This is a genomic window from Roseovarius sp. MMSF_3281, assembly GCF_030733685.1.
In the GTDB taxonomy this organism is placed as follows: Bacteria; Pseudomonadota; Alphaproteobacteria; order Rhodobacterales; family Rhodobacteraceae; genus Roseovarius.
In genome coordinates this window covers 1-8,554 of the sequence record NZ_JASHIM010000048.1, presented here as the reverse complement: position 1 = coordinate 8,554, position 8,554 = coordinate 1, and the positions used below count along the sequence as shown (strand labels likewise).

Sequence of the window (8,554 nt, the reverse complement as noted above, 5' to 3'; positions counted from 1 at the left end):
GTGGCGCGCCTTCTTGCGGGGCGGCGGCGGCGGCGCGGATATCGGCGCGACTACATGAACAAGGATAGAGAACACCTTGATCCCAAAGGGTTTTCAATGCCTCACGGTAGCGCGATAGACGATCCGATTGGCGCAGGACGGGCTTGGGCCAGTCAAGGCCCAACCAGTGCAGATCATCGTAAATCTGCGCTTCCCATTCGAGGCGGGCGCGGGATTGATCAATATCGTCGATACGTAGGTGAAAATTGCCATGGGCGGCTTGGGCCATGTCATAGGCGGTGAGGGCCGAGAAGGCATGGCCGAGGTGCAAGGGACCGGTGGGGGATGGGGCGAAGCGTGTGATGAAAGTCATTTGAATACAGGGGCTTCGCAGGGGAACTTCATGCGGTTTCAGGCGCTTTGACGTGATCCAGCCAATCGGTCCAGGCTGCCTTGGCGCGGTCGGTATAGGCCTTGTAGCGGTCCTTGCGCCCGCGGCGCCCGCCCTTGAGGCCCTCGACCGGGCGGAAGAGGCCGAAATTGACGTTCATCGGCTGGAAGGTCTTGGCCTCGGCCCCGCCAGTGATGTGGTGGATGAGGGCACCCATGGCGGAATCCTGCGGCACCGGGGGCGGCGTTTGACCCAAGATCCCGGCAGCGGCCATGCGGCCCGCGAGAAGGCCCATGGCGGCGGATTCGACGTAGCCTTCGACGCCGGTAATCTGGCCCGCGAAGCGAATATGGGGCTTTGATCGCAGGCGCATTTGATCGTCCAGCAACGTGGGCGAGTTGATGAAGGTGTTCCGGTGAATCCCGCCAAGGCGCGCGAAGCTGGCATTCTCAAGCCCCGGAATCATTTTGAAAACAGAGGTTTGCGCGCCGTACTTCATCTTGGTTTGAAAGCCGACGATGTTGAACAGCGTGCCAAGGGCGTTGTCGCGGCGAAGCTGCACAACGGCCCATGGTTTGACATCGGGTTGGTGCGGGTTGGTCAGGCCCACGGGTTTCATCGGCCCGTGGCGCAGGGTTTCGCGGCCGCGTTCGGCCATGACCTCGATCGGCAGGCAGCCGTCGAAGTAAGGGGTGGGGCTAGGGGCTGATCCTGCTTCGCCGTCGTGGAACTCGGTTTTATCGGCGGCAAGCAGGGCGTCGATGAAGGCCTCGTATTGGTCGCGGTCCATGGGGCAGTTGAGGTAGGCGGTGCGCTCTTCCTCGGTGTCGCCCTTGTCGTAGCGCGATTGCATCCAGGCCTTGGACATGTCGATGCTGTCGGCATAGACGATGGGGGCGATGGCATCGAAGAAGGCCAGTGCCTCTTTCCCGGTTTCTTGGGCGATTGCCTGACCCAAGCCTTCGCTGGTCAAGGGGCCGGTGGCGATGATCCAATGCCCATCGGTGGGCAGATCGTTGATTTCGCCATGGTCGATGGTGACGAGCGGGTGGTTGCGCAGGGCCGCCGTGACCTCTTGTGCGAAGGGGTCACGATCCACGGCCAAGGCCCCACCGGCGGGCAGGCGGTGCTTGTCGGCGGTCTGCATGATCAACCCGTTGGCGGCGCGCATTTCCCAGTGCAGCAGGCCCACGGCGTTTTGTTCATCATCATCCGAGCGGAAGGAATTGGAACAGACCATTTCGGCCAGATCGCCGGTGCGATGGGCGAAGGTTTCGACCTTGGGGCGCATTTCGTGAATGACCACGGGCACGCCCATGTTCGCGGCTTGCCATGCGGCCTCGGACCCGGCCATGCCGCCGCCGATGATGTGAAGTGTCTTATCCATAGGGCGCGATGTAGGCGATTGGCGGGCGTTTGGAAAGGGTCAGGAGGGACCGGAGGTGCCGTTATCGACAGGTAGCCCTGACGGCACGCTGTTTGGTGCCCCGAGCCGACCGTTGAGTGATACCGGATCGGTCAGGGCGTGCAGGAAGGCGATGATGGCGTCGATTTCAGAGGTGCCAAGCGGGGCAAGGTCAATCGAGATGGCCTGTGAGATTGCCAGTACCTCGTCGAAATCCTGCATCGCCGGGTCAAGTGGTTCAGTCAGCCCATGGTCGGGAAGGATGGTTTTTTCGAGTCCGAGGTATTCGGCGAGGGCGGTTTCCGGGTCGAGGTGGTGGCGGATGACATCGCCCAGTTCGGAATAGGCGCCGGTATGGCCATAGGGCGCGGTCAGGGCGACATTGCGCAAGGAGGGCGTGCGAAAACGGTAGCGATCTTGCGGTTTGCCGGTGACACGGCCGCGCCCGTGGTCGGCGTGGCCCTTCGGCCCATGGCCCTTGCCGGGGCCGAGTTGCGGCACGCCGAGCGCGTGAAACCGGTGGTCGGTCTGCAAGGGGCCGGAATGACAGTTGGCGCAGCCCGCTTTGCCGTAAAACAGTGACATGCCGCGCAGCTGGTCATTGGTCAGGGCGCTGTTGTTGCCCATGAGGAACGCGTCAAACGGGCTATCGGTGGCGCGGAACTCGTAGCTGATGAAGGCGGCAATCACGCGGGCGATATCGGTGATGTGGAGCGGTTCATCCGGGCCGTTGAGCCAGGCAAAGCGGCGGCGGTAGTCGGGGATCGCCTCGACCCGTGCGGTGATGGCCTGCCATGCGCCGGAGGGGCCGGTGATCTGGCCCTGTGCCACCAGATCGGCCACAGGGTTTTCACCGGGTTGGCCGGCCATTTTCCCGGGGGCGACCATGGGTATGAGGGCCTGTGCCGCAAGCAGGGGCAGCGGGCGTTCAAGATGCTGGCCTTCGGGCAGGCGGATGCCGAAACGTTGGCTTGGGTCGTTTTCGACCCGGCCGTCGTGAAAGAGGGCTTTGAATTCCTGAGCGCCGAGGTTGAACAGCGCGGGCGCATTACGGGGCACAAGGGCCTGCGGCGGGTTCTCGGGATTGGCGCGGCGGGACGGACCAAGGCCAATGCCGCCCTCGCCTATGTTGAGCGAGAGGCCATCGGCACTGCCGTGTTCGGGGTGGTGGCAGGAGGCACAGGAGATGTTGCGATTGCCGGAAAGGACCGGGTCAAAGAAGAGATCCCTGCCAAGCAGAACAGAGGTGGCCCCGGGTGTCGGGAAATCCGCACGGGTCGCCGGTTCGGGCAAATCAGCGGCCAGAGAGAGGCTGGCCTGGAGGGACAAAACCCCGATGGCGACCCACGCGCGCATGATGACACTTAAACTTCCCATCACGCCCCCGCGACCGGTTTACGCGGTGGAACCTGTCAGGAAAACGGCAAATATGGAAAAAGTCGGGCGCGCGCTTGGAAACACTGCTGCAATTGGCGTTACTGCGTCCACTCGGGCGGGCGTTTTTCGAGGAAGGCGGCGATGCCTTCCTCGGTATCGCGGTGGAGCATGTTTTCCACCATGACCGCGCCGGTATGGGCATAGGCCTGATCCAGATCCATTTCCAATTGGTCATAGAAGGCGCGTTTGCCGATGCGTACGGCGGCCCCCAGTTTGCCAGCCACGGTTTCGGCCAGTTGGTTGGTGGCCTCGTCTAGGTCATCATGCGGAACGGCGCGGTTGATGAGGCCAAGGGCAAGCGCGCGATCGGTGTCGATGAATTCACCCGTTGTCAGCATCTCGAAGGCTTGTTTGCGGGGGATATTGCGCGAAAGCGCCACCATGGGGGTCGAGCAAAAGAGGCCGATATTCACCCCGTTGACGCCAAAGCGCGTGCCTTCGGCGGCGACGGCCATATCGCAACTGGCCACCAGTTGGCAGCCAGCGGCGGTGGCGATGCCGTGCGGTTGGGCGATCACCGGCTGGGGCAGGTTGCGAATGGCGGTCATCACCTTGGTACAGCGGGCGAAGAGATCGGCGAAATAGGCCTTGCCGCCATCCTCGGCCTGTCGGCCCTGGGTCATTTCCTTGAGGTCGTGCCCGGCGCAGAAGGCTTTGCCCGCACCCGAGATGATAATAACGCGGATGCTTTCATCCTTGGCCAAGGCCTCGAACTCATCGGAGAGCGCGGCCAGCATGGCATCGGACAGCGCGTTGAGTTTCTCGGGGTGGTTCAGGGTCAGGCGGGCAATGGCGCCTGTATCTGTCCGCTCAAGGATCGGCATCTTGTATCTCCTTCTGGCTTGTGGCCATTCTTAACGCTGAACAGGCATGGAGGAAAGCATGGGCTTGCAGATGACGATCGAGGAGTTGGAGGCCTTCATCGCGGAGGTTTTTCCGCAGGTGGGCGGCGATTTCGTTATCGAAGACCTGGATGAAATGCGAATCCGGGTGCGTCTGGCGACGGCGGAAAAGCACCTGCGCCCCGGTGGCACGGTGTCGGGCCCGTCGATGTTCGCCTTGGCGGATGTGGCGGTTTACATGGCCATCCTGGCGATGATCGGGCCGCAGGCCTTGGCGGTGACCACCAATTGCAGCATTGATTTCATGCGCAAGCCCGAGGCCGGCAAGGATTTGATTGCCGAGTGCCGGTTGTTGAAACTGGGCCGGGTTTTGGCCGTGGGCGAGGTGTTGATGTTCTCGGAAGGCGGCGAGGCGCCGGTGGCGCGGGCCAGCCTGACCTATTCGATCCCGCCGCGATAAAAAAATGGGCCGGGATAAACCCGGCCCAGTCAGGAAGAATCGCGACGATGTCGCGATCAGGGAATCCAAAACAGTTTGCGCGCTTCCATCTGGGCCTGACCGGCTGTCAGGCCGATATCCTTGAGCAGGTTGGCAGGCAGGTCTTTGAGGTGGCGCCGTGTGCGGCGGCGCAGCGACCAGAGGGTGACGAGATAGGCAAAACGAACCGCTACGCTGGCAATCGCGGGCAGGGCGTTTTGGGCTGCAAGGTTTTGCAGGGCCGTGCGATCGGTTGGCGCTAGGGTCGTCATGTCGTCGTCTCCTGAGTTTTGTGTTGATACAATATGTGGCTTGATGCATACAATACGTAGCATTCGTATCCATGAAGGGCGAGGATTTTATTGTGACCGATACAATTTGGCCGCCAAGCTTTGAACAATCGGCAGGCCCAAAGTATCTTGTATTGATACAATCTCTGCGCACGGCTGTGCGCTCAGGTGTGTTGGAGCAGGGCTACAAGATGCCCACGGTGCGCGATTTGGCATGGAAGTTGGGGATAACCCCGGGTACCGTGGCGCGCGCCTATCGAATGGCCGCCGAGGAAGGCCTGGTTGAAACCACCGTCGGGCGGGGCACCTTCGTGGCCGGGGCGGCCCCCGTTCGGGTGGATGTAACCCCGGACGAGCCCTTGATCAGCGAGGTTGCGCCCGATGCCATCGACCTTCGGGCCTCGCGCGTTCTGGACGTGGGGCAAGAGGCCGTTATTCGGGCGGGGCTGTCACGTTTGGCCGAGTCATCAGGCAACCGTTATCGCGACTATCCCGACAGCCAGTCGAGCGCGCCGGCACAGGAGGCCGTCATGCAATGGGTCGGCCCCGACCGCGCCGGGCGTCTGCAGGTGGCGGAGGTCGTGATGGGGCTGGGCGCGCAGCATTCGGTGATCATGGCCTTGCAGACATGCCTGCAGGGCACGGCGCCGGTGATACTGACCGAAAGCCTGTGCTACCCCGGTGTGCGGCATGCCGCGCGCCTGTTGCGGGCGCAGGTGATCGGCGTGGATATGGATGAAGAGGGGGTGCGCCCGGATCGTCTGGAAGAGGCGTTGCAGAAACACGGGGGGCAAGTGTTCCTGACCGCTGCCGAAACGCATAGCCCCACGGCGGTTCGCACGCCCTTGGCGCGCCGCCAGGCGATTGCGCGTGTCGCGCAGCGTTATCAGTTGCAGATCATCGAGGATGACTGCCATTGCATCACCCGGCCCGAGACACCGGCCTATCGGGCGATTTGCCCCGAAAATGCCTGGTATATCTCGTCGCTGACCAAATCGGTGTCTTCGGCCTTGCGTTTTGGCTTTGCGATCTGCCCGCGCGGGCGAGGTGCTGCGGCACAGCAAGTGGCGCAATCGTCGTTCTATGGTATGCCGCAGCCGATCCTGGACCTGGGGGCCGACCTGATCAAGAGCGGCCAGGCCGAAGAGGTGCGGACCCGTGTCCTGGCGGCTGTTGAAGCACGTGTAAGAATGGCGGTTAACATACTGGGAAAATGGAATATTTCCTGGCAGCCGAGCCTGCCTTTCGTCTGGCTGCGCCTGCCGCAGGGGTGGCGGGGCTCCACGTTCATGCGGGCCTGCGATGCGGCGGGGTTGCAGATCAAATCGGCGGATGAATTTGCCTTGCCGGACGGGCAAGCGCCGCATGCGGTGCGGGTGGCGCTGACCCCGGATACAAGCGACGCTGTTCTGGGGGAGGCATTGGAACGCTTGAGCGGTGTATTGGAATGCCCGCCGGTGGCCGTGGACCTGTAGCGGTTCAGAACCAAAGGCCGCGTTCGGCGATTTCCAGGGAGTTGCCCGCCGGGTCGCGGAAGTAAAGAGAATGCGCGCCATTGGGCCAGTCGAATTCGGCCTCCGCCGGATGGCCAGCGGCGTCAAGCCTTTGTTTCCATTGATTGATTTCATCGCGCGTCGCGGCAAAGCACAGGTGCCCCGGGCCGCTTGCGCCATGCGGGGGCACGGGCAGGCGCGGGTTGGATGAGCCCTCTTGCGTAGCCTTCGGGTTGAAGATCAGCAGAATGGTTTGGCCCACGCGGTAGAAGATATGGCGGCCTTCGATGCGGGTTACCTCGGGCAGGCCGAGGATATGACCATAGAATTCTTCTGCCAAATCAAGGTCTTCGGCGTAAAGCGCGGCTTCGAGCAGGGCCGAGAGAGGGGGCGCATGGGGCAAGGTCATGCCCATAGGGTAAACCGTCTTCGCACCCCGCGGCAAGCGGGGTGGGCATCTGTCATGAAGCGGTCACAGTGCTGCGATAGCACATCGCTAGATATGCTGCTTATCGCAGGGCTTGCCAGCCGCAAAACGCGATATATAGTAGCCTTACGGAAGGGGCGGCTTGTCCCGCCCCGGAGCTTGATCAGAGGCTTTGTCGGGTGGGAGACAATTTGACCATGGATGGGGATTTCAGAACAGAGTTCGTCAGGGAGCCAGCGGCGTTGAAACAGCACCCGGCATTGGTGCTGAATGCCGATTACAGGCCCTTGTCCTACTATCCTTTATCGCTGTGGCCGTGGCAGGACGCGGTCAAGGCGGCCTATCTTGACCGTGTTGATATCGTTGCAGAATATGACGACATCGTCCGAAGCCCGAGCATGGTCATACGGATACCGAGCGTGGTTGTCCTGCGAGATTACGTCAAACCCCAAAAGCGCGTGGCCTTCACGCGCTTTAATCTTTTTTTAAGGGATGAATTTTGCTGTCAGTACTGCGGGGCCAAGGGGGACTTGACCTTTGACCACGTGGTGCCCCGCGCAAGGGGTGGGATCACCAGTTGGGAAAACGTTGTCGCGGCCTGCAGCCCTTGCAATTTACGCAAGGGGTCCAAGAGCTTACGGCAGGCGAACATGGCCTTGCAGAAACCGCCGCGCGCCCCGGGGGCCGAGCAGTTGCGCAACCTGGGCCGGAAGTTCCCGCCCAACCACCTGCACGAAAGCTGGCTGGATTTCCTGTATTGGGACGCTGAACTGGAAGCCTGAGCGGGGTTTTGTACAAGTTGTACGTTTTGTACGTGAGTTTTGTACGGAAATCCGGGGGCTGGATGCGAGAAACGTACAAGTCGTACGAAAATTTCGCCGTTCGGTCCTGAACCGAGGCCCCGGGTCAGGCCCGGGGCGGGGATCCTCAACAGTGGCAACACGCTCTGTCAGTGAAAGCGCCCAATGTCATCAAATGAGGTATCCGCGGCGAAGGTCGGCTGTGAGTCCTTTGGGATATTGGAACATACGCCGAGCATCGACGGGCCGCGGTGCGGCGATCCTCGCTATAAGCCTGTGCAGTTTATCTTAACCACTGGCGCGAAACCTATATGCCAAAGCACAATGACCAACCCAATCGCCGTGCCGGGGGGCGGCCCGGCGATGCGCGGCGGTGCTTTGCGCCTTGATTCCGCGCCGGAGCAGAGATTTGCCGATGGCGCGTCTTGGCCCCCCACCGTACGCCCTGCCTACCCCCTCTTAACCTTTCGCCAAGATAACCGTTCTCGCTGGAAGGGGCGGGTTGCTGCCTCTCTCGTCCGGGGAAGGGACAGGCAACATGAGGCAGAACAAACATGGTCTTGATCACCCCAGACGACGGGCCCACGGGCCTGACGACCTCGATCCGGTCGCTGGAGCGCCAGTTGGCGGACATGCGGCAGGAACTGGAGGAAAAATACGAACAGCTCAGGGCCGGGGATCTGAGCAATTTGAAGGATGGCGCGAAGGCCACGGCCGAGATTCGGCAATGGTTGAAGATCGCCCTGGAAGCGGAGGTGCAACTTGAAAAGCATCGGAAAAAAGAAAAGGGCATCGTCCACGATTACGCCCTCGACTTCGACGCAGCACGGGCTGCAATCGGGTGCCGCCTGGATCGCCTCAGAAGGGCCAGATGCACAGGACGAGTTCCTAGATGCGTTAAACGAAGGTGAGTTGTTGGCGCTGCCCTATATTTTCGAGTTCTGGGCGCTTGAGCACCAATTGCCGCCCGAGGGCGATTGGCGGGCCTGGGTCATCATGGGGGGGCGCGGCG

Annotated in this window: 10 protein-coding genes and 1 pseudogene; 5 read left to right on the top strand and 6 right to left on the bottom strand. The window is 61.8% G+C overall.

The genetic code is table 11. The features are described 5' to 3' along the window. The 4 genes from RBB32_RS21145 to RBB32_RS21130 form a co-directional block, all read right to left on the bottom strand. A partial coding sequence (locus RBB32_RS21145) for a glutamate--tRNA ligase family protein (protein WP_306155726.1) occupies positions 1-352 on the bottom strand: 352 nt, incomplete at its 3' end. Between the two features lie 28 nt (positions 353-380). After that, positions 381-1,757: a methylenetetrahydrofolate--tRNA-(uracil(54)-C(5))-methyltransferase (FADH(2)-oxidizing) TrmFO gene (gene trmFO, locus RBB32_RS21140; RefSeq protein WP_306155724.1), complete on the bottom strand. Its 1,377-nt coding sequence runs from the start codon at positions 1,755-1,757 to the stop codon at positions 381-383. A 39-nt stretch (positions 1,758-1,796) separates the two neighbouring features. Next, positions 1,797-3,152 carry a cytochrome-c peroxidase gene (locus RBB32_RS21135; protein WP_306155720.1) on the bottom strand — a complete coding sequence of 452 codons (1,356 nt, stop codon included), beginning with the start codon at positions 3,150-3,152 and terminating at the stop codon, positions 1,797-1,799. A 98-nt stretch (positions 3,153-3,250) separates the two neighbouring features. After that, positions 3,251-4,036 carry an enoyl-CoA hydratase gene (locus tag RBB32_RS21130; protein ID WP_306155717.1) on the bottom strand — a complete coding sequence of 262 codons (786 nt, stop codon included), beginning with the start codon at positions 4,034-4,036 and terminating at the stop codon, positions 3,251-3,253. Between the two features lie 58 nt (positions 4,037-4,094). Here RBB32_RS21130 and RBB32_RS21125 point away from each other — a divergent pair, with 58 nt between their 5' ends. After that, positions 4,095-4,514, top strand: a complete 420-nt coding sequence (locus tag RBB32_RS21125) for a PaaI family thioesterase (protein WP_306155715.1) — start codon at positions 4,095-4,097, stop codon at positions 4,512-4,514. A gap of 56 nt (positions 4,515-4,570) precedes the next feature. Here RBB32_RS21125 and RBB32_RS21120 read toward each other — a convergent pair whose 3' ends face one another. Then, complete coding sequence (locus tag RBB32_RS21120; protein ID WP_306155713.1) at positions 4,571-4,804, bottom strand: DUF1127 domain-containing protein; 234 nt, start codon at positions 4,802-4,804, stop codon at positions 4,571-4,573. A 152-nt stretch (positions 4,805-4,956) separates the two neighbouring features. Between RBB32_RS21120 and RBB32_RS21115 the strand changes: the two genes are divergently transcribed. Continuing rightward, positions 4,957-6,297 carry a PLP-dependent aminotransferase family protein gene (locus RBB32_RS21115; protein WP_306155710.1) on the top strand — a complete coding sequence of 447 codons (1,341 nt, stop codon included), beginning with the start codon at positions 4,957-4,959 and terminating at the stop codon, positions 6,295-6,297. A gap of 4 nt (positions 6,298-6,301) precedes the next feature. Here RBB32_RS21115 and RBB32_RS21110 read toward each other — a convergent pair whose 3' ends face one another. Continuing rightward, on the bottom strand, positions 6,302-6,724 hold the full coding sequence (locus RBB32_RS21110) for a VOC family protein (protein WP_306155708.1): 423 nt from the start codon (positions 6,722-6,724) through the stop codon (positions 6,302-6,304). A gap of 215 nt (positions 6,725-6,939) precedes the next feature. Here RBB32_RS21110 and RBB32_RS21105 point away from each other — a divergent pair, with 215 nt between their 5' ends. From RBB32_RS21105 to RBB32_RS21095, 3 genes and pseudogenes are all read left to right on the top strand, one after another. Next, positions 6,940-7,524, top strand: coding sequence for an HNH endonuclease (locus RBB32_RS21105; protein ID WP_306155706.1), 585 nt, complete (start codon positions 6,940-6,942; stop codon positions 7,522-7,524). Positions 7,525-8,096: 572 nt separating this feature from the next. Then, entirely contained in the window at positions 8,097-8,453 is a 357-nt protein-coding gene (locus RBB32_RS21100; protein ID WP_306155703.1) for a hypothetical protein, read from the top strand. Continuing rightward, positions 8,374-8,554, top strand: a pseudogene (locus RBB32_RS21095) (ATP-binding protein); the annotation flags it as partial. The gene RBB32_RS21100 and the pseudogene RBB32_RS21095, both read left to right, overlap by 80 nt.

Coding starts and splice junctions, on each gene's coding strand:
- RBB32_RS21110 (WP_306155708.1), bottom strand. CDS start 6,724: ATGACCTTGCCCCATGCGCCCCCTCTCTCGGCCCTGCTCGAAGCCGCG.
- RBB32_RS21135 (WP_306155720.1), bottom strand. CDS start 3,152: ATGGGAAGTTTAAGTGTCATCATGCGCGCGTGGGTCGCCATCGGGGTT.
- RBB32_RS21100 (WP_306155703.1), top strand. CDS start 8,097: ATGGTCTTGATCACCCCAGACGACGGGCCCACGGGCCTGACGACCTCG.
- RBB32_RS21105 (WP_306155706.1), top strand. CDS start 6,940: ATGGATGGGGATTTCAGAACAGAGTTCGTCAGGGAGCCAGCGGCGTTG.
- RBB32_RS21125 (WP_306155715.1), top strand. CDS start 4,095: ATGGGCTTGCAGATGACGATCGAGGAGTTGGAGGCCTTCATCGCGGAG.
- RBB32_RS21130 (WP_306155717.1), bottom strand. CDS start 4,036: ATGCCGATCCTTGAGCGGACAGATACAGGCGCCATTGCCCGCCTGACC.
- RBB32_RS21120 (WP_306155713.1), bottom strand. CDS start 4,804: ATGACGACCCTAGCGCCAACCGATCGCACGGCCCTGCAAAACCTTGCA.
- trmFO (WP_306155724.1), bottom strand. CDS start 1,757: ATGGATAAGACACTTCACATCATCGGCGGCGGCATGGCCGGGTCCGAG.